This window comes from Paenibacillus sp. CECT 9249 (genome assembly GCF_918697855.1).
GTDB lineage: Bacteria > Bacillota > Bacilli > Paenibacillales > Paenibacillaceae > MSJ-34.
On sequence record NZ_CAKKLI010000006.1, the window covers coordinates 175884 to 194454 of the forward strand.

Here is an 18571-nt window from a genome sequence, read left to right on the forward strand (position 1 = left end):
TATCAAACTGGATATTGCCCGTTTTCAGCGACGAGTCGCTTTCGGACGGAGCAACCTCTTATCATCGCTACTATTTATCTATATGCCCGGAAGGGAGGAGCATGCCATCTTTTTTCAATCTTTCAACCGCAATTGCAAAGTACGCAGCGATTCCGGCCATGGCGCGTCGACATGCAACCGTTCGCCGGAGAGCGGATGCGCGAAATGCAATGCTTCTCCGTGCAGCGCTTGCGCGGGATAAAGCTCGGCAGAGCCGCCGTACAGTTCGTCGCCGATAATCGGATGTCCGATATAGCTTGCATGGACGCGTATCTGGTGCGTACGCCCCGTTTCCAGCCGCAGCCGGACAAGCGAAGCGGTGCGGTACGTCTCCAGCACTTCCAGATGCGTCACCGCCTGCGCGCCGGTCCGCGAGACGCGGCGCCGATTGCGATGATGCCGATCTTTGCCGATCGGAGCGTCAATCGTGCGAAGATGGCCGGCGACTTGCCCTTGTACGAATGCGATATAGATCCGCTCCACCGCTTTCAAGCGCATCGCCTCGTCCAGTCGAAGCTGGGCGAATTCGTTCTTGGCATAGAGCACTGGGCCGGTCGTATTCTCGTCAAGCCGGTGGATATGCCGCACTTTCAATTGCTGTCCCGTGCACTCGTAGTACGAAGCGATTGCGTTCGCAAGCGTTCGCCGCTGCTCCGGAACCGCCGGATGAACGAGCATATTCGCCGGCTTGTTGACAACCAGACAAAAATCGTCTTCGTACAGAATGTCCAGCTCATGCCAAAACGGCGGAATCCCATCCGATTCCGCCGGAAACAGCTTATAGCGCGTCCGCGTTCCCGTCGTTTGAATTCCGCCGTTATGCCGCAGTTTATGTAGGAGCCGTTCCGGCAGCGCGATCGTATGCCCCGCGGCCGTTTCGAACCATTCTCCTTTTCTTACGCCGCTCATCGGTTTCATAAGTTTTTCAAAGCGTAATAATGCGCTTCGATCGTAGCATCGATATCTTCCTCGCTATGCGCGGCCGAGACGAACATTCCTTCGTATTGCGACGGAGCGAGGCTTATTCCCGCATCGAGCATGCCCGCGAAGTAAGCGCGGAAACGATTCAAATCCGAAGTTTTCGCCGTATCGTAATTGATGACATGAATATCGGTGAAAAACGGGCAGACCATGGAACCGACGCGGTTGATTGTGCAAGGAACGCCGAGTTCCCGCGCATTGCGTTCGAATCCCAATTGCAATCTTGCCGACAATCGTTCCAAACGTTCGTATACGTCCGGCTGAAGCAATTGCAGCGTCGTATAGCCGGCAACCATCGCGAGCGGATTGCCGCTTAACGTGCCCGCTTGATAAATCGGCCCGGCCGGAGCGATTTGCTCCATGATCTCGCGTTTGCCTCCATAAGCGCCTACCGGCAGCCCGCCGCCGATTACCTTGCCGAGACAGGTCAAATCCGGCGTTATGCCGTACAATCCTTGCGCGCAATGAATATGCACGCGGAACCCTGTCATCACTTCGTCAAAAATAAGCAAGCTGCCGTATCTCGTCGTAATGTCGCGCAATCCGGCAAGGAAGCCGGGCAGCGGCGGCACTACGCCCATATTGCCGGCGATCGGCTCAACGATGACGCAGGCGATTTCCTCGCCGAATCGCTCGAACGCGATCTTGACGGCTTCTATATCGTTATACGGCACCGTAATCGTCTGGGCGGCCACGCTTTCGGGGACGCCGGGGCTATCCGGCAGCCCAAGCGTTGCTACGCCCGAGCCCGCTTTTATAAGCAGGCTGTCCGAGTGTCCGTGATACGAGCCTTCGAATTTGACGATTTTGCTTCGGCCCGTATATCCGCGGGCGAGGCGAATCGCGCTTAACGTCGCCTCCGTGCCTGAGTTTACCATCCTCACGATATCGGCCGAAGGCACCCGCTCGCAGACTAACTTCGCCATCAGCGTCTCCAATTCGGTCGGCGCGCCGAAGCTGGTCCCTTTCGCGGCCGTCCGCTGGATCGCTTCCACGACTTCCGGATGGGCATGTCCCATAATCAACGGGCCCCATGAAGCGATATAATCGATAAATCGGTTGCCGTCAATATCGTAAACATGCGATCCTTCGCCGCGGTCCATATATACCGGCGTTAAGCCGACCGATTTGAAGGCGCGGACAGGAGAGTTAACCCCTCCGGGAATATAGCGCTTCGCTTCGGCAAACGCCGCTTTGGAACGTTCGTCTTTCCGTTTCTGCATACTCATCCTTACCTCCTCCTTGTCCGTCTATTGGTTCAACCATTTCGCCGCGTCTTTCGCGAAATACGTAATGATCACGTCTGCGCCGGCGCGTTTCAAGCCGGTCAGCATTTCGAGCACAACCGCTTCTTCGTCGATCCATCCTTGCAGCGCCGCCGCCTTTACCATGGAATATTCGCCGCTGACGTTATACGCCACGACCGGCAGATCGAACTGATCCTTAAGCATGCGAATAATGTCCATGTAAGCCATGGCCGGCTTAACCATAAGGAAATCCGCGCCCTCCCGCACATCCGATTCCGATTCGCGCAACGCTTCGCGTGCGTTGGCGGGATCCATCTGGTACGATTTCCGATCGCCGAATTGCGGCGCAGAATGAGCCGCTTCGCGAAACGGGCCGTAAAATGCGGACGCGTACTTCACCGAGTAGGACATGATCGGCACATGATCGTAGCCGGCTTCGTCCAATCCGGCGCGTATCGCTTGCACGAAGCCGTCCATCATATTCGACGGCGCGATGATGTCCGCTCCCGCCTTCGCTTGCGAAACGGCCGTCCGAACCAGCAATTCGAGCGAGGCGTCGTTAAGCACTTCGCCGTGCGGCCGGCCGTTGACGTCATGCACATGAACGAGCCCGCAATGACCGTGGTCGGTAAACTGGCACAGGCATGTATCCGCGATGACGAGCAGGTCGGGATACAACGATTTGATGCGGCGCGTCGCCTGTTGTACGATGCCGTTCTCCGCGAAGGCGGACGATCCTTGCGCATCTTTCGATTCGGGCACTCCGAACAACAGAACGGCGGAAATGCCCAATTCGACAATTTCCTTCAACTCTTGATCCATCCGGTCGAGCGACCAATGGTACACTCCGGGCATGGACGGTATTTCTTCTCGAACGCCGCTGCCATCGGTAACGAACAACGGCGCGACGAAATCGTCCACCGTCAGCGTCGTTTCGCGCACCATGCGGCGAATGGCCGCCGTTTGGCGCAAACGGCGATGTCTCACAATCGGAAAGCTCATATCTGTCATTCCTCCTAATGGTTTAGTTCCTTCCTATAGCGCATAACGCTTCCGCAAGCGCCGGCACGGTGGATTCCCTTGCGGTTGCCGTCACTCTCAGCCCGGCTTCCGCCGCCGTCTGCGCCGTAACCGGCCCGATGCAGGCGATGTCGATGCCCGCCAGCAGTTCCGCGGGACGGTCGACGCCCATTCGTCTCAATACGGCAAGCAAATTTTTGACGGTTGAAGAACTTGTAAACGTAATAATATGAATGTCGCGGTTGCGCAACAATTCCAATACTTCCTCGTCGTTCTCGTCCGTGATGACCGTTTCGTACGTTTGCGCTTCTACAGGGAATAGTCCCGCCTCCCGCAGCCGTTCCGGCAACCATGCCCGCGCCAAATCGCCGCGCGGCAGCAATACATGCTGCCCCGGACGCAAGTTTGGGGCGAGAGCGTCGTATATGCCTTCCGCCTGATACCGCTGCGGCAGCTCCTCGATCGTCAAGCCGCGCTCCTCAAGCGCTTCGGCCGTTTTGGGACCGACCGCAACGATTCGCGCTTTGTGCAGCGCCCGGATATCGGCCCTTTGTTCCCGCAAATGGCGGAAAAAATAGTCGACACCGTTAACGCTAGTAAAAATAACCCAATCATATCGATCCAAACGCCCCAACGCCTCTTGCAGCGAACGTCTCGCCTCTTCCCGCGAGGGAGGGCGGGTCGCAATGACCGGATATTCCACCGGCTCGCCGCCCAAATCTTCGATGAGCTGCGCGAGCTCGCTTGCTTGCTCGCGTGCGCGCGTGACAAGCACGCGCTTGCCGAATAGCGGCATACGCTCGTACCATTGCATCTTCTCGCGCTGCAGTACGACATCGCCGACGACGATGACGGCCGGCGGCTGGAAGCGAGCCTCCCTCACCTGATCCGCGATCGTTTCGAGCGTTCCGACGAGCGTCGACTGCTCCGCCCTCGTTCCCCAGCGAATAAGCGCTATGGGCGTATGCGGCGGCCTTCCGTGGCGCATAAGCTGTTCGCTTATATATCCGATTTTGGCGACGCCCATCAGAAACACGAGCGTCCCGGTCGCGTTCGTCACTTTCTCCCAATAAATCGACCGATCCAATTTATCGGGACTTTCATGCCCAGTAATAATCGATAAAGAAGAGGCAAGGTCACGGTGCGTCACCGGAATTCCCGCATAGGCGGGAACGGCGACGGCCGATGTCACTCCCGGGACGATTTCGAAGGGCACGCCATGTTCCGCCAGCAACTCCGCTTCTTCGCCGACCCGGCCGAAGATCGACGGGTCCCCCCCCTTCAGCCGGGTTACCGTCTTCCCTTGCAATGCCAAATCGACAAGCAGCCGGTTAATTTCCTCCTGCTTCATCGTATGCCTGTCCGGCAGCTTGCCCACGTAAATTTTGTCGGCGCCCGGCTTCATATGCTTCAGCAGCCGCGGCGATGCCAACCGGTCATAGACGACGACATCCGCCCGCTCAATACATTGCAGGCCCTTCACAGTAATCAGTTTGGCATCTCCGGGACCTGCGCCGACGAGATAAACTTTCCCCTTATTCATTTCCCGTTATCCCCTCAATTCGGCCAATATGCGATCCGCTCCTTGCGCGATCAATCGGGAGGCCACCTGCTCGCCAAGCTTCTCCGGATCGCCGCCCCGGAGCGTTTCTTTCAGGATGATCCCGCCGTCCGCCGTGCCGACCATTCCCGTCAATTCAAGCGCCGAGTCGGCCGAGTCGCCTACGATCGTCGCATACGCGCCGATAGGCACTTGGCATCCCCCGTTCAGCACGCCGAGAAAGCTTCTTTCCGCCCGTACCGTCCGTTCCGTAACCGGATCGTTCAAGCGATGCAGCAAATCGAGCGCTTCCGTATCATCGCTGCGGCATTCGATGCCGAGCGCGCCTTGTCCGACGGCCGGCAGGCAAATATCTTCCGGCAAATATTGCGTAATGCGCTCCTGCCAGCCCATGCGCAACAGCCCTGCCGCCGCAAGCACGATCGCGTCGAATCCTTCCGTCTCCAGCTTGCGCAGCCGGGAATCGATGTTGCCCCGGATCGACTCGATCTGCAAATCGGGACGGTAATGCTTCAATTGGCTCGCCCGCCGCAAGCTGCTCGTGCCGACCTTTGCCCCCTGCGGCAGGTCCTGGAGCGGTCGTCCGTCTCTGGCGATAAGGCAGTCGCGCGGATCGACGCGCCGCGGCACCGCTCCGTTCGTCAGCCCTTCTTGCCGCTCCCACGGCATATCCTTCATACTATGTACCGCCATATCGATCTCGCCGCTGAGCAGCGCTTGTTCGATTTCTTTCACGAACAATCCTTTGCCTCCGACTTTGGACAACGTAACGTCCAGAATACGATCGCCTTTCGTTACGATTTTGCGAGTCTCAAACCGAAAAGAAAGTCCCGCCTGCTCGCATATCTCTTGCAATCGCTCCACCATTTGCCCCGTTTGCGTAAGCGCCAGGGCGCTTTGCCTTGTACCTACAACGATCGTCCGCATCCTATTCCTCCTGAAAAGCCATAGCTTCATTGTACTGTTTCGTTTACGATATCATTCATCGAGCCGTTCCGCAATCCAGCGCCGCATCTCCGCGTCCGTCCACGGACGATACAGGCCTTCGCGGATTTGGCCAAGCCAATCGATTTGCATAAACGTTCTCGCCAATCGCCTGCGCAGCTGCGCATCGCCCACCGTCCGCCTTGCGACGGTTCGAAACCGCTCCGCAACCGCGATGTACGTCTCGTAATCCGCAGCGTCCCTTTCCTCCAAGTCTTCGCAAATGCGCCGCGCGGCGATCGGGCTCGCGCCTGACGTGGAGACGGAAATGACGAGCTTTCCCCGCCGCATGACGTACGGATTCGTAAAATTGCCGTCGTCCGCCTCGCTGGCGACATTGACGAAAATGCCAGATGCGCGGCTATCCGCCGCAACGGCCCGGTTTACTTCGCCGTCGTCGGTCGCGGCGAACACAAGGGCGGCGCCTGCGACGTCTTTCGATTCGTAACGCTTCGCAATTCCTTGAACGGCTCCTTCTTCGATCCAGCCAATGATCCGCTCAGTGAACCGGGGACTAATGACGACAATATCGGCTTGCGCGGCAAGCAACCCTTCGATTTTCCGTTCCGCCACCGCCCCTCCGCCAACGACGACGCACCGCCGATGCTTGAGCTGCAGCATAACGGGGTACAACGGCGCGCTTTCCGATTTACCGCTCAATTCGCTCACTCTCCCATCCAATGATGAAACGTCGACAACGCGTTAATTCCAACGTTCATCACCATAACCGCATAACAGATAAACGTCCAATAGGCTAATCGATTGCCGGGAAGCCGCAAATAAAACCGTTTCAAAAAGTAAAAAAGATATAAAATAAGTGCCGCCAAGGTCGATAACACTTTCAGGTCGAGCAGCAGCTCCAACCGGCCTGCCGAAAAGACGGAAGCGACGGCTACGACGAGCGACATAATCAATAACGGCGTTCCGATAACGAGCGACAAGTAGCAATAACGGTCGATCTTCTCCAGGCTGGGCAGCCTGCGCACCGGGTCGGACCATTGCTTCCCTTTCAATTTCCGGTGCAGATAGACGTACATTCCGGCGAATATCGTCCCGACCGTTAACGCCGCAAAACTGCAGACGGCCAAAGCGACGTGAAAAACAAGGAAATTTTGTGCGATTTCCCAACTTTCCAGCCTTTCTTCGCCGATCGGCCCGCTGAACAAATTCAAAACTAACATGGCAAACCCTACGATATTGATTAAAAAAACGCTGTAATCGATGCGAAATAAAAGAGTGATCGCCAGCGATACGGTGACGAGCACCCAGGAGAAGGCAAACATAAATTCGAGCCTGGATAATTCAAAAGGCCCCGACTGTCCGAACACCCTCCAGACAAGCAAGGCCGTTTGCAGCACCCATACGAAAGCAAGCAGCCCTGTACCCATCCGCTTCGATCTCGGATTTCTGCCGACGAAGTCCGGGAAAAAAAACAGAAGGCTCAGGGCGTACATATAAATAATGACATCGTATATCCAACTTTGCGAAACCATGCCGGCCACCGCCTAATTCAGCGTTGCCGCCGCCCAGGATAGAGCGCCTTTCGCTTCGGCTGCGGCTCTGTCTTCCCGAACGGCATGCGAAGACGGCGTTTCCTCGCGCATCGAAGATATATGCTTCTCGGCATCCAGCTCCGCTTCGGCGAGCTGCTCTTCCAGCGCGAACAGCTTGACAAACATGTCAAGCGCTTCGTCCGCGTGTTTCTCCGAAGCCATTTCTTTCACTCTTGCGATCGGGTCGCGCATCATCTGGTTCACAATGCTTTTGGTTAGTTTGCGTATCACTTTGACTTGACGCTCGTCCAATTCGGGAAGTTTGTTAAGCAAGCTTTCCATCGTTTCTTCATGGATATGGGCCGACTTCTCCTGCAGCGCGCGAATGAGCGGGCTGACGCCGAGCGTTTTCAGCCATTGCCGGAACGCTTCCATTTCCGCCGCGATCATTGCCTCGATCTTGGCCGATTCTTTGCGGCGTTGTTCGAGATTGCTTTCCACAATGCCTTGCAAATCGTCGATATCGTACAGGAAAACATTCGGTATTTGCGAAATGTTCGGGTCCAGGTCGCGCGGCACCGCGATATCGATCATAAATAGCGGGCGCCCTCTGCGCTTATTCATGGCCGCCTTCACTTCGTCTTGCATTAAAACGAATTGCTCCGATCCTGTCGAGCTGATGACAATGTCCATCTCATGCAATCGCCCCAGCCCTTCGCGGAGGGTGCATGCTTTCCCGCCCAATTTGACCGCAAGCTGTTCCGCGCGCGGCAACGTCCGGTTCGCCACGGTCACTTCCTCGGCTCCGCCGGCGTATAAATGCTTCACGGTCAACTCGCTCATTTTGCCTGCGCCCAAGATGAGTACTTTTTTGCCCGCGAATTTGCCGAAAATCCTTTTCCCCAGCTCGACGGCCGCATAGCTGACCGATACGGCCGCTTCGCCGATGGCCGTCTCCGCGTGCGCGCGCTTCGCCATCGTAATGGCCTGTTTAAACAGCGTATTAAACCAGGCGCCGGTCGTTTGGCTTTGCTGGGCAAGGGCGAGCGCGTTCTTCACCTGTCCCAAAATTTGCGTTTCGCCGATCACCATCGAATCCAAGCCGCTTGCGACGCGAAACAGATGCTCGATCGCTTGTTCGTCCTCGTATATATATAAATGATGAGTGAACTCCCGGCGCGGAATTTGAAACCATTGCTCCATAAAGCTTCGCACGAAATGTCCGCACATATGCAGGCGATCCACAACAACGTACAGTTCCGTCCGATTGCAGGTGGAAACGATGACGCATTCCAGAACGCTCTTCGTTTGTTTCAATTGACGCAATGCTTCGGGCAGCACCTTCTCGGAAAATGCGAACTTCTCCCTCACTTCCAGCGGAGTCGTCCGGTAATTTAATCCGACTACGATAATGTGCATGATTCCTCACCTGCCTCATCGTTTTTTTGTCAGTGATTATTATATCACAGTTCCATGATCCGATTATGATGAATTTTGAAAATATTATGAAAATGAACCGCCATCTCTAGTGTTGGCGGTTCGATTGCCTGTTATACTCCGTTCCTGCGAAGGCTGATGCCGATTTTATTATGGCGAGAGCTGCTCCTCAAGCAATTTCGCAAGATCGGCATCGGTTTTGGTCAGCGTATTGTTCTTCGAGCCGACGACCTGACCGCCCGATGAGAACAACTGCCCGTAAGCGTTCAGCATGTCGCCGAACTGCCGTTGAAACGAAAGCAGCGTCTCCCTCTCCTGATCCGATACCGGCCTGTCTCCGCCGATTTGCAAAGCGGTAATGAACTCGACCATCTTGTTTAACGAAGAGAGCGATTGCAGCCGCCCTCCGCCGACCGTCTTTGCGAGCCGCTCATGGGTGTAAGCCGCCGAGTATACGGCCAATTTCAACGAATCCAATTCTTTCGTAACCCGCGCATGACCGGATTCGTTCAAGGAACTGTTCACGATTCCCATCTGAAACAGCGAAACCTCGTACAACATCCGCTGCGCGTCGGCCTTCTGCACGCCCGGCGTCAAAAAAGCGTAAATTTGATAGGCCGGCCAAACGATAAGCAATACGACGATCACAACGATTAGAGGTTTTCCGCGCCGATGTCCCCTGCTCATTCCTTCTCCTCCCCCCTATGCTTCTCTTCTAACATTTTATGGGGGTTGGACAAAACAAATGACCATGGATCGTCCATGGCCATTCATTCATCAATTGTATTTGTCGTTCAATTACACGAGTTCCGCTTGTTTCATGGCCGGTTCTTCAACCTTTAATTCGCCTAAGCCGCGAACAAGCTTTTTCGCATACGTTTTTTCCGGTTTTAATACGGACACCAGGTAGTCAATCGCTAATTGCGGGTCTACCGTCTCGCCGCACGTATAGCAGTCGATCGCAGCAAAACCTCTTTCAGGATAAGTGTGGATGGAGAGATGACTCTCTGACAACAAAACAAGGACCGTTGCACCTTGCGGTTCGAATTGCTTCGATTGCACAGACAATACGGTCGCGCCGCACGCCTCGGCAGCTTCCACCAATTGCGCTTCTAATAATTCAGCATTGTTCAATAATCCAAAATCGACGCCCCAAGTATCAACAGCAACGTGTCTTCCGAAAGTTGAGTATTCCATCTTTCGGTTCCCCCTTCCTAGGAATAAAATGTTTGAAAAAATTTCATCCGCTAGGACCTACGTCATTCACTTCTCGAGGGAATAATCTCTCGCAACATTCAATGTCCTGAGTGAATCCTGGTTCCTAATATTTTGTTCAACGAAACTAAAAATAACATCTATTGCCCGGAAATGCAATAGTTTTTTTTGGGAAAGCAGAAATGAAATCGAAAATTGCCGGACTCGTATACAACATATGGCGAATTCTATACATTTGTGCATAGCCTAATACGTTGTTTCACTTCGCCAAGCTTTCCGCTTATAAAAAACCTGCCGCTTAAAGTCGCGGCAGGTTGAAGGCTGGATAGGAAAACGCGTTTATCAAAATGATGCCCATTATGCTTCGAGAATAAACAAGCGCTTCGTATAATCTTTCAGCTTCCGGTCGATCTGCGCCACTTGCTCCGGATTGTCGGCAAGATTGCGTAAATCGAGCAACGCGTCAACTTCAGACTGGGTACGCTCAATCTCTTGCTCGACTTGCAATTGATCGAACATCCTCTGCAACTGCCCGGCGGTATCCCGAAGTTCGAACACGGTTTTATCCCGTCCGGCGGCATGCTCGATAATTTTGTTGACAGCCCCTTTGGCATAACGGTATTCCATCGTATAGGCCGAGTAGATCCGGTTCACGATAGCGTCGCCCTTAAATGCGGCGACCGTTTTGCGCATGACATCCGTCAACTTAGGGTTTACCAAGCGGCAAGACATTTCACAGACATATTGTCCGTCCTTTCTTGCAAACGGCAAATGCAACTCCTCTCCTGTACCATCCTCAAGAACGATGTCCTGATTTCCGTTGTCCAGCACCTTCACTTGAAGCTGAACATGTTGTTTCGCAAAACTTTGCAAAAAATCGGTCATTTGAGCTTCCGTTAACTGCAAACTGGCTTTGACATATTCTGTGGCTAACCGCTGAGCCATAAAAATCTCCTCAATTCTTTAATTTCCACCTGTTGATTTTAAACCTTAACTTTATTATACTATATAACTTTATATTATTCCTCCCGGCTTTTTTATGATTTTTCTCCATTTTTCATAAAAAATCGGATTTATGGCGCAAGAAACGCAACTTTTTCTTGCCATACTCGCATTTCGATATCAATTTTCCGCATTCCCTGCCTCATTTTCCTCTCCGGCATAACGTCCGACGATCTCCCAAAGCTCGTCCCGGCCGATGCCTAGCTCGGACGAAAATAAGACGAAAGGCTCTTGCGGATCGAGCCCGAAAGCCTCTTTAATGACTTTCGTATGCTTCGGCCATTGATTGCGCGATATTTTATCCGCTTTTGTCGCCACGACGCATGTAGGCACTTCATAATGAGCGAGCCATTCACGCATCATGACGTCGTCCTTGGACGGCGCGTGGCGCACATCGACGATGAGCAGCACCAGCTTCAGCGGTTCGCGTTCCAGCAAATACCGCTCGATCATTTTGCCCCATTCCTGGCGCAAACTTTTGGAGACTTTGGCAAATCCGTATCCGGGGAAATCGACGAAATACAGTTCCCCGTTAATGCGGTAATAATTCAAATGCTGCGTTTTTCCGGGCTGGCCGCTCGTTCGCGCCAAATTTTTACGATTGATCATCCGGTTGATGAGCGACGATTTCCCGACATTAGAACGCCCTGCCAGAGCGATTTCCGGCAAGGCATCTTCAGGATATTGGTCAGGCCCGACGGCGCTGATCACGAATTCAGCTTGATTTATTTTCATACTCGGTTAACCCTTTCCCGTACGCGAATTCCGTCAAAGGTCGCCGGCGGAGGCGTAAGGCCGAAACGGCCTCTTAATGCGTCTCTACCGGCTTGACAAGCGCATGATCCAGCACTTGATCCATATGGGAAGCAAGCACAAACGTCAGATCGTTTCGGACGCTTTCCGGAATATCGCGCAAATCGCGTTCGTTGTCTTTCGGACATAATATTTTGGTAATGCCTGCGCGATGCGCGGCGAGCGCCTTCTCTTTCAACCCGCCGATCGGCAGTACCCGGCCGCGCAGCGTAATTTCGCCGGTCATCGCGACTTCCTTCGAAACGTAACGGTTCGTGAGGGCGGAGACGAGCGCGGTCGCAATCGTTATGCCCGCGGAAGGTCCGTCTTTCGGAATGGCGCCTTCCGGCACATGAATATGAATATCGTTCTTCTCGTGAAAATCGGGCGCGATGCCAAGTTCCGCCGCTTTGGAACGGGTATAGCTGAATGCGGCCTGCGCCGATTCTTTCATTACGTCGCCGAGTTTGCCCGTGAGCGTCAGCTTGCCGCTTCCCGGCACAACGGTTACCTCCACAGCCAGCGTATCGCCCCCTACTTCGGTCCACGCAAGTCCCGTTACGGTTCCGATCTGGTCTTCGCTTTCCGCCAAACCGTATCTGTATTTCGCGATGCCTAAATAATCTTTCAGCTCTTCCGGAGCGATCGAGATGCTATCGCCGCCCCCGACCACGATTTGTTTGGCCACTTTGCGGCATAAAGACGCCACCTGCTGCTCCAAATTGCGCACGCCGGATTCCCGCGTATATTCGCGAATGATTCGAAGGAGCGTATCTTCGCCGACTTCCAGCTGATCCGGCTCCAAACCGTGTTCTTTCTTCTGCTTCGGCAACAAATAGCGCGAAGCGATTTGCAGCTTCTCCAGCTCGGTATACCCCGGAATATAGAGCATCTCCATCCGGTCCAGCAGCGGGCGGGGAATATTATGCACCGCATTGGCCGTCGTGACGAACATGACACGGGACAGGTCGAACGGAAGCTCGATAAAATGATCGCTAAAAGTGCCGTTTTGTTCGGGATCCAATACTTCGAGCAACGCAGCCGAAGGATCCCCGCGGAAATCGGACGCCATCTTGTCGATTTCATCAAGCAGAAACACCGGATTGAGCGTTCCTGCCGTCTTCATTCCTTGAATGATTCGGCCCGGCATTGCGCCGACGTATGTGCGGCGATGGCCGCGAATTTCCGCTTCGTCGCGGACGCCGCCGAGCGATATGCGCACGAACTCTCTTCCGAGCGATCTGGCAATCGAACGGGCGAGCGACGTTTTGCCGACACCCGGAGGCCCGACAAGGCATAGAATCGGCCCTTTCAGCTTCTTGACCAGCTTCTGGACGGCGAGATATTCCAGAACGCGTTCCTTCGGTTTCTCAAGCCCGTAATGATCCTCATTCAGAATGTTCTCCGCCTTTTGAATATCCAGGTCGTCTTCGGTTTGCTCGGACCACGGCAAGGCGAGCAGCCAATCGATATAGTTGCGGATGACGCCGCTCTCCGCCGACGTGGCCGGCGTTTTTTCCAGCCGGTCGATTTCTTTCGTTATTTTCTCGCGCACCTTCTCCGGCACGTTCTTGTCTTCCAATTGGCCGCGCAATTCTTCGATTTCGCCGGTGCGTCCTTCTTTTTCGCCCAGCTCTTTTTGGATCGCCTTCATCTGTTCGCGCAAGTAGTACTCTTTTTGCGTCTTTTCCATCTGCTTTTTGACGCGTTGGCTAATTTTCCGTTCCAACTCGAGCACTTCGCGTTCGTTGTTCAAAATGTCAAGCAGCTTCTCCAGCCGTTTCGTCACATCGATCGTTTCGAGAATTTCCTGCTTGTCTTTTATTTTGAGAGAGAGATGGCTCGTAATGACATCGGCCAATCGCCCCGGTTCATCAATGTCCGCAACGGCGGCCAGCGTCTCCGGGGTCACCTTCTTCGACAGGCTAATATAATACTCGAACTGATTCAATACGGTGCGCATCAGCGCATCGGTCTCCGGATCGCTCGTCTCCTGTTCGGGAAGTTCCTTGGCGATCACTTCGTAAAATTCTTCGTTTGCCGTATAATCCAATACTTCCGCGCGGACGACTCCTTCGATCAGTACCCGGATCGTTCCGTTCGGCAGCTTCAGCATTTGACGCACTTTGGCCACCGTTCCGAACCGGAAAATATCGTCTTGCCCCGGATCTTCGATGTTCACTTCGGATTGGGAGCAAAGAAGGATCAGGTTATCTTCAACCATCGCTTTTTCCAAAGCCTTGACCGATTTATCCCGCCCTACGTCCAAATGCAGCACCATGCTCGGATAAACTAGCAGTCCCCTTAAAGGCAGCAAAGGGAATCGGCGGCCTTTCGCTTGTTTTGGCCCCATACTTCGGCACCTCCAGTGGCTCGCAATAAGATGTTTCTAACATTTTATCAAATGTTTCAATAAAAAACCAACTATGGGGTATCATGCGCCCTACATGCCGGATTCCGCGTTCCGCGCCTGCTCCGCCGAATCCGCGTGCAGCAGCGGCAACGGCGAACCTGCGAATCGTTCCTTGTCCTTCGGCACATGGCATAACAATTGTTCCGCAACGCTGCCGAACACATGGCGGAACACTTCATCGATCGTCTCTACGGGAATGACTTGCAAGTCGCCCAAATCGGCGAATATTTCCTGCCAGTTCTCCTTCGGTATGATCACCTTCGTCGCGCCCGATTGAAACGCCGCTTCGACCTTGGCGATAATGCCGCCGACCGGCTTCACTTTGCCGTGAATGCTCGCTTCGCCCGTCATCGCCGTTTCGTTGTCCACCGGCAGCTGGGTCATCGCGGAAGCGATCGCCGTGGCCATGGCGATGCCCGCGGAGGGGCCGTCAATCGGCGTCCCGCCGGGGAAATTAATATGAAGATCGTAGCTGTACGGATCCAGGCCAATCGTGCGCAGGACCGTCAGCACATTTTCCACGGAGCCTTTCGCCATGCTTTTTCTCCGCAAGGTGCGGGAACCTCCGCCTAATTCCTCTTCGTCGACCACGCCCGTAATATTATATTTCCCTTGGCCCGGCTTGACGCGAATCGCCGTCACTTCGATCTCAAGCAGCGTGCCCATATTCGGACCGTATACGGCTAGTCCGTTGACGAAGCCGACGCGCGGCTCGGACGGCACTTTGCGATCCGGGCGGGGCGGAATTTGGCTGCTGTTGACGACCCATTCGATGTCGGCCGCTTGAATCGTATCCCGTTTCTCGGATAACGCCAAGCCTGCGGCCAACTGAATGACGTTGACCGCCTCCCGTCCGTTCGTCGCGTAGCGCTTGACCACTTCCACCGCTTCGGGACACGGAGGAAAGCCGATTTTCCTTACGGCGTCCGTTGCGATCAAGCCGATCTCTTCGGCAAGCAGCGGCCGAAAGTAAATTTCCATGCAACGGGATCGAAGGGCGGGCGAAATTTCTTGCGGCAAGCGCGTTGTCGCCCCGACCAGCCGGAAATCGGCCGGCAATCCGTTCTGGAAAATATCGTGAATGTAAACGGGAATATTCGTATCTTCGGAGTTGTAATAGGCGCTTTCCAAAAAAACCTTGCGGTCTTCCAGCACCTTTAATAATTTATTCATTTGGACGGGATGCAATTCCCCGATTTCGTCGATAAATAAAATGCCGCCATGCGCTTTCGTAACGGCGCCCGGTTTCGGCTGCGGTATGCCCGCTACGCCCATCGCTCCCGCGCCTTGATAGATCGGATCGTGAACAGAACCGATTAACGGGTCGGCGATGCCCCGCTCGTCAAAACGCGCCGTGGTCGCGTCGATTTCCGTGAATTTGGACTCGGACGTGAACGGGGAATTCGGATTTTTCTTCGCTTCCTCCAGTACGACCCGCGCTGCCGCCGTTTTGCCGACGCCCGGGGGGCCGTATATGATGACATGCTGCGGATTGGCGCTGCATAGCGCCGCCTTCAACGCGCGCAGACCGTCCTTCTGGCCGACGATATCCTGCATCGTATTCGGCCGGGTTTTCTCCGCCAGCGGTTTCGTCAATGAAATCGAGCGCATTTTGCGCAATTTGTCCATTTCTTTGCGCGATTCCCGGTCCACGGCCGTTCTGTTCGTTTTCTGCGAACGCAGTAAATTCCAGAAATACAGACCGATTACGATGGCAAAAAACACTTGAATCAACATTAAAACGATACTTAAATTCATCCCGCTATTCCTCCTCGACGCCGGTTTTTCCCGCAGAACGCAAAAAAAACCGGCAAAAGTCTAATACGTGGTAGTATTGCCTTTTACCGGTTGCGATAACCGTGAGGGACGAATATTTTCGCGTTTTTGGCGGGAAAGCCCGCACTCAATGCTTGCGTCCGGGGATTACGCCCGTTTTTTCGTATACTTCGACGATCCGGTCGATCTCTTGTTTAAGCGCGTCTAGCAATTCCGCCTCCGGTACTTTGCGCACGATTTCGCCGTGCCGGAACAGCAGCCCTTCGCCGCGCGCGCCTGCGATGCCGATATCCGCTTCGCGCGCTTCCCCCGGCCCGTTGACGGCGCAGCCTAATACCGACACCTTGATCGGGGCCTTCACGTTCGCAATGTACGCTTCCACCTCATTGGCGAGCGAGAACAGATCGATGTCAAGCCGTCCGCAAGTCGGGCAAGAAACGAGCGTAGCCGCATTGGAAATCAGCCCGAACGTTTTGAGCAGTTCCCGCGCCACTTTCACTTCTTCTACCGGATCGGCGCTTAACGAGATCCGAATCGTCGAGCCGATGCCCATCGAAAGGAGCGCCCCCAAGCCGGCAGAGCTTTTGACCGTTCCGGAGAACAGCGTACCCGCCTCTGTAATGCCCAAATGCAGCGGATAGTTGAATTTGGCGGCCGCCATCGAATAAGCCTTGATTGCCATCGGCACGTCGGACGCTTTCAACGACACGATAATATCGTGAAAATCCAGTTCCTCCAAAATGCCGATATGGAACAACGCGCTTTCCACCATCGCCTCTGCCGTAGGATAACCGTATTTCTCGATCAAATGATGTTCGAGCGATCCCGCATTGACGCCGATGCGAATCGGAATGCCGCGCTCTTTGCACGCCTTGACGACGGCTTCGACTCTGTCGCGCCGCCCGATATTGCCGGGATTGATGCGTACTTTATCGATGCCGTTCTCGATTGCCGCCAATGCCAATCGGTAATCGAAATGGATGTCGGCCACAAGCGGAATATGGATCTGCTTCTTGATCTCCTTGATCGCCGCGGCGGCGTCCTGGTTATTTACCGTGACCCTGACAATTTGGCAGCCGGCTTCCTCCAAACGCAAAATTTCCTCCACCGTCGCCTTTACATCCGCCGTTTTGGTCGTACACATGCTTTGAATGATGACCTCGTCGCTGCCGCCAATCGTTACGTTGCCTACTTTAACTGGTCTTGTATCTTTCCTCAGGTACATAGATTTTCCTCTCCCGTGAACGCCAAAGCTCCACCCCTCCAACCGATGCAGCGGCGGGAAGCCGCATCTCGGCATAGAGATCGGGTGGAGTGATTGACAGATACTTTTATTTTAGGCGCCGCCTCGATCAGGCGCTCTCTTCTTTTTTCTTGCTTTTTTTGGTCATCAATTCCGGAACGATTTTGTCTTTGACGACTTTTTCCGTAATGACGCAGCTGGTCACATCTTCGCGGGAAGGCACTTCGTACATGACGTCTAGCATAATGCCTTCGATTATCGAACGCAATCCGCGGGCGCCCGTGTTCCGATTGATCGCTTCCTTCGCGATCGCTTCCAGCGCCTCCATATCGAATTCCAGCTTCACGTTGTCCATTTCAAGCAGTTTCTGGTACTGCTTCACAAGCGCGTTCTTCGGCTCGGACAAAATGCGGACCAACGTCTTCTCGTCGAGCGGCTCCAGTGTCGAAATGATCGGCAAGCGGCCGACGAATTCGGGAATCAATCCGAATTTGAGCAAATCTTCCGGCAGCACCATCGACAAATATTCGCCCGGCTTCAATTCCTTATGGCTGTCGCCTGCAGCGTTGAAGCCGATCACTTTTTTGCCGATCCGGCGTTTAATCAATTGCTCGAGGCCGTCGAAAGCCCCGCCGCAAATGAACAAAATATTCGTCGTATCGATCTGGATGAATTCCTGATGCGGATGCTTCCGCCCGCCTTGCGGCGGCACCGATGCGACCGTCCCTTCCAATATTTTGAGCAGCGCTTGCTGCACGCCTTCGCCCGACACGTCGCGCGTAATCGAAGGGTTCTCCGATTTGCGCGCCACTTTATCGATTTCATCGATGTAGATGATGCCGCGTTCCGCCTTCTCCACATCGTAATCGGCAGCCTGAATCAGCTTCAGCAAAATATTCTCGACGTCCTCGCCGACATAGCCCGCTTCGGTGAGCGAGGTGGCGTCGGCGATGGCGAACGGCACGTTCAAAATTTTGGCCATCGTTTGCGCGAGCAATGTTTTCCCCGAACCGGTCGGTCCGACAAGCAAAATATTGCTCTTCTGAAGTTCGACGTCTTCGATCTTGCTCTGCGAGTTGATCCGTTTATAATGATTGTACATCGCTACGGAAAGCGATTTTTTCGCTTGGTCTTGCCCGATCACGTATTGATCCAGAATATTGCGGATTTCTTTCGGTTTCGGAATATCCTTCAGATCGAGATCCTCGTCGTGCCCGAGTTCTTCCTCCACGATTTCCGTGCAAAGCTCTATGCATTCGTCGCAAATATATACGCCGGGTCCTGCGACCAGCTTGCGCACCTGCTCCTGCGATTTGCCGCAGAAGGAGCATTTTAATTGCCCTTTTTCATCATTGAATTTAAACATTC

Annotated in this window: 16 protein-coding genes; all 16 read right to left on the reverse strand. The window is 54.2% G+C overall.

Annotated elements, in window-relative coordinates; genetic code table 11:
• Positions 1 to 114: 114 nt before the first annotated feature.
• Complete coding sequence (locus tag LQ229_RS08035) at positions 115 to 948, reverse strand: RluA family pseudouridine synthase (RefSeq protein ID WP_216540468.1); 834 nt, start codon at positions 946 to 948, stop codon at positions 115 to 117.
• A gap of 5 nt (positions 949 to 953) precedes the next feature.
• Positions 954 to 2249, reverse strand: a complete 1296-nt coding sequence (gene hemL / locus LQ229_RS08040; RefSeq protein WP_216540442.1) for a glutamate-1-semialdehyde 2,1-aminomutase — start codon at positions 2247 to 2249, stop codon at positions 954 to 956.
• A gap of 21 nt (positions 2250 to 2270) precedes the next feature.
• Positions 2271 to 3269: a porphobilinogen synthase gene (hemB, locus tag LQ229_RS08045; protein WP_230191387.1), complete on the reverse strand. Its 999-nt coding sequence runs from the start codon at positions 3267 to 3269 to the stop codon at positions 2271 to 2273.
• Between the two features lie 22 nt (positions 3270 to 3291).
• Entirely contained in the window at positions 3292 to 4830 is a 1539-nt protein-coding gene (gene cobA / locus LQ229_RS08050; protein WP_216540444.1) for a uroporphyrinogen-III C-methyltransferase, read from the reverse strand.
• A gap of 6 nt (positions 4831 to 4836) precedes the next feature.
• Complete coding sequence (hemC, locus tag LQ229_RS08055) at positions 4837 to 5775, reverse strand: hydroxymethylbilane synthase (protein WP_216540445.1); 939 nt, start codon at positions 5773 to 5775, stop codon at positions 4837 to 4839.
• A 51-nt stretch (positions 5776 to 5826) separates the two neighbouring features.
• Positions 5827 to 6492 (reverse strand): bifunctional precorrin-2 dehydrogenase/sirohydrochlorin ferrochelatase, encoded by a 666-nt coding sequence (locus tag LQ229_RS08060; RefSeq protein ID WP_216540446.1) that lies wholly within the window; start codon positions 6490 to 6492, stop codon positions 5827 to 5829.
• Between the two features lie 5 nt (positions 6493 to 6497).
• Positions 6498 to 7325 carry a cytochrome c biogenesis protein CcsA gene (gene ccsA / locus LQ229_RS08065; RefSeq protein WP_216540447.1) on the reverse strand — a complete coding sequence of 276 codons (828 nt, stop codon included), beginning with the start codon at positions 7323 to 7325 and terminating at the stop codon, positions 6498 to 6500.
• A gap of 12 nt (positions 7326 to 7337) precedes the next feature.
• The gene (hemA, locus tag LQ229_RS08070) at positions 7338 to 8744 is read right to left on the reverse strand and encodes a glutamyl-tRNA reductase (RefSeq protein WP_216540448.1); all 1407 of its coding nucleotides are present in this window, start codon (positions 8742 to 8744) and stop codon (positions 7338 to 7340) included.
• Positions 8745 to 8912: 168 nt separating this feature from the next.
• Positions 8913 to 9449 (reverse strand): S-adenosylmethionine decarboxylase, encoded by a 537-nt coding sequence (locus LQ229_RS08075; RefSeq protein WP_216540449.1) that lies wholly within the window; start codon positions 9447 to 9449, stop codon positions 8913 to 8915.
• A gap of 111 nt (positions 9450 to 9560) precedes the next feature.
• Entirely contained in the window at positions 9561 to 9959 is a 399-nt protein-coding gene (speD, locus tag LQ229_RS08080; protein ID WP_216540450.1) for an adenosylmethionine decarboxylase, read from the reverse strand.
• Positions 9960 to 10334: 375 nt separating this feature from the next.
• The gene (locus tag LQ229_RS08085) at positions 10335 to 10922 is read right to left on the reverse strand and encodes a non-ribosomal peptide synthetase module (RefSeq protein ID WP_216540451.1); all 588 of its coding nucleotides are present in this window, start codon (positions 10920 to 10922) and stop codon (positions 10335 to 10337) included.
• Between the two features lie 177 nt (positions 10923 to 11099).
• Positions 11100 to 11714 carry a ribosome biogenesis GTP-binding protein YihA/YsxC gene (yihA, locus tag LQ229_RS08090; protein ID WP_216540452.1) on the reverse strand — a complete coding sequence of 205 codons (615 nt, stop codon included), beginning with the start codon at positions 11712 to 11714 and terminating at the stop codon, positions 11100 to 11102.
• Positions 11715 to 11787: 73 nt separating this feature from the next.
• Entirely contained in the window at positions 11788 to 14124 is a 2337-nt protein-coding gene (lon, locus tag LQ229_RS08095; RefSeq protein WP_216540453.1) for an endopeptidase La, read from the reverse strand.
• Between the two features lie 90 nt (positions 14125 to 14214).
• On the reverse strand, positions 14215 to 15942 hold the full coding sequence (gene lonB, locus LQ229_RS08100) for an ATP-dependent protease LonB (protein WP_216540454.1): 1728 nt from the start codon (positions 15940 to 15942) through the stop codon (positions 14215 to 14217).
• A 145-nt stretch (positions 15943 to 16087) separates the two neighbouring features.
• Positions 16088 to 17185: a flavodoxin-dependent (E)-4-hydroxy-3-methylbut-2-enyl-diphosphate synthase gene (ispG, locus tag LQ229_RS08105; protein WP_216540455.1), complete on the reverse strand. Its 1098-nt coding sequence runs from the start codon at positions 17183 to 17185 to the stop codon at positions 16088 to 16090.
• A 127-nt stretch (positions 17186 to 17312) separates the two neighbouring features.
• Positions 17313 to 18569: an ATP-dependent protease ATP-binding subunit ClpX gene (gene clpX / locus LQ229_RS08110; RefSeq protein WP_216540456.1), complete on the reverse strand. Its 1257-nt coding sequence runs from the start codon at positions 18567 to 18569 to the stop codon at positions 17313 to 17315.
• Between the last annotated feature and the right edge of the window lie 2 nt (positions 18570 to 18571).

Excerpts from the sequence above, each read along its gene's own strand:
- LQ229_RS08035 (WP_216540468.1), bottom strand. The coding sequence starts at position 948 with ATGAGCGGCGTAAGAAAAGGAGAATGGTTCGAAACGGCCGCGGGGCAT.
- hemL (WP_216540442.1), bottom strand. The coding sequence starts at position 2,249 with ATGAGTATGCAGAAACGGAAAGACGAACGTTCCAAAGCGGCGTTTGCC.
- hemB (WP_230191387.1), bottom strand. The coding sequence starts at position 3,269 with ATGAGCTTTCCGATTGTGAGACATCGCCGTTTGCGCCAAACGGCGGCC.
- cobA (WP_216540444.1), bottom strand. The coding sequence starts at position 4,830 with ATGAATAAGGGGAAAGTTTATCTCGTCGGCGCAGGTCCCGGAGATGCC.
- hemC (WP_216540445.1), bottom strand. The coding sequence starts at position 5,775 with ATGCGGACGATCGTTGTAGGTACAAGGCAAAGCGCCCTGGCGCTTACG.
- ccsA (WP_216540447.1), bottom strand. The coding sequence starts at position 7,325 with ATGGTTTCGCAAAGTTGGATATACGATGTCATTATTTATATGTACGCC.
- hemA (WP_216540448.1), bottom strand. The coding sequence starts at position 8,744 with ATGCACATTATCGTAGTCGGATTAAATTACCGGACGACTCCGCTGGAA.
- LQ229_RS08075 (WP_216540449.1), bottom strand. The coding sequence starts at position 9,449 with ATGAGCAGGGGACATCGGCGCGGAAAACCTCTAATCGTTGTGATCGTC.
- speD (WP_216540450.1), bottom strand. The coding sequence starts at position 9,959 with ATGGAATACTCAACTTTCGGAAGACACGTTGCTGTTGATACTTGGGGC.
- LQ229_RS08085 (WP_216540451.1), bottom strand. The coding sequence starts at position 10,922 with ATGGCTCAGCGGTTAGCCACAGAATATGTCAAAGCCAGTTTGCAGTTA.
- yihA (WP_216540452.1), bottom strand. The coding sequence starts at position 11,714 with ATGAAAATAAATCAAGCTGAATTCGTGATCAGCGCCGTCGGGCCTGAC.
- lon (WP_216540453.1), bottom strand. The coding sequence starts at position 14,124 with ATGGGGCCAAAACAAGCGAAAGGCCGCCGATTCCCTTTGCTGCCTTTA.
- lonB (WP_216540454.1), bottom strand. The coding sequence starts at position 15,942 with ATGAATTTAAGTATCGTTTTAATGTTGATTCAAGTGTTTTTTGCCATC.
- ispG (WP_216540455.1), bottom strand. The coding sequence starts at position 17,185 with ATGTACCTGAGGAAAGATACAAGACCAGTTAAAGTAGGCAACGTAACG.
- clpX (WP_216540456.1), bottom strand. The coding sequence starts at position 18,569 with ATGTTTAAATTCAATGATGAAAAAGGGCAATTAAAATGCTCCTTCTGC.